Origin of the sequence: Streptomyces murinus (assembly GCF_002154555.1) — a bacterium.
Classification (GTDB): domain Bacteria; phylum Actinomycetota; class Actinomycetes; order Streptomycetales; family Streptomycetaceae; genus Streptomyces; species Streptomyces murinus.
The window spans coordinates 1-1098 of record NZ_MUNF01001015.1 but is presented as its reverse complement, the minus strand read 5'-3'; the positions used below and the strand labels follow the sequence as shown (position 1 = coordinate 1098).

The 1098-nt window shown below is 76.8% G+C and carries 1 protein-coding gene; it reads left to right on the top strand.

Annotated features, from left to right (window positions below):
- On the top strand, positions 1–1098 hold a 1098-nt coding region (locus CCN72_RS37340; RefSeq protein WP_208638206.1), incomplete at both ends, for an IucA/IucC family protein.

Here is a 1098-nt window from a genome sequence, read left to right as displayed (position 1 = left end):
CGGCCTGCGCGCCCCGGCGACCGGCACCCTGCGCATCGTGCTGCCCGCCACCGGCACCTGTCTGCTCGCCCCGGTCCGGTACTGGTCCCCGGCCGGCTGGCACCGCTTCGGACCGCCCCGGTTCGCCGACGCGCCCGAGACCGCCCCGCCCGTCGACGCCGTCACCCTCGCGGCGCTGCTCACCAGGGAGAGCGCGGGCGGTGACGACGGCGACCTGGTGGCCCGGGTCGTCGACTCCCTCCGCCGGACCGCCGTCTTCATCCGCGACCGGCGCGCCCGCCCCGCCGACGGCCCCGACCTCTTCCTCGGCGCCGAACAGGCCCTCCTCCTCGGCCACCCCCTGCACCCGACGCCCAAGAGCCGCGAGGGCCTGACCGAGGCCGAGGCCGACCTCTACTCACCGGAGACGCGGGGCTCCTTCGCACTGCACTGGCTGGCCGTGGCCCCCGCGCTGCTCGCCGGCGACTCGGCCTGGACCGAGCGCGGCCGCCCCGTCCCCGCCGACCACCTCACCCGGCACCTGGCGGGCACCGCCCTGCCCCTGCCCGACGGATACACCGCCCTCCCGCTGCACCCCTGGCAGGCCCGCGAGGTACGGCACCGCGCCGCCGTCGCCGCGCTGTTCGACGCGGGACTCCTCAGGGACCTCGGTCCGGTCGGCCCTGCCTGGCACCCCACCTCCTCCGTGCGCACCGTCTACCGCTCCGGCGCCCCCGCGATGCTCAAGCTGTCGCTGGGCCTGCGCATCACCAACTCCCGCCGGGAGAACCTGCGCAAGGAGCTGCGGCGCGGCGTCGAGGTGCACCGGCTGCTGCGCGCGGGCCTGTTCAAGCAGTGGCAGGCCGCCCACCCCGGCTTCGACATCGTGCGCGACCCGGCCTGGCTCGCCGTGGACGGCCCCGACGGGCGGCCGGTGCCCGGCCTCGACGTGGTGATCCGGCACAACCCCTTCACCCCGGCCGACGACGCCGGCTGCCTCGCGGGACTGATCTCACCCCGGCCGCTCACCGAAGCGACCGCCTTTGGCTCCGATGCCTCCTTCGACTCCGGCGCCTCCCTCGACCCCGGCATCCCCTTCGCCCCCGGCACCCCCTGTGT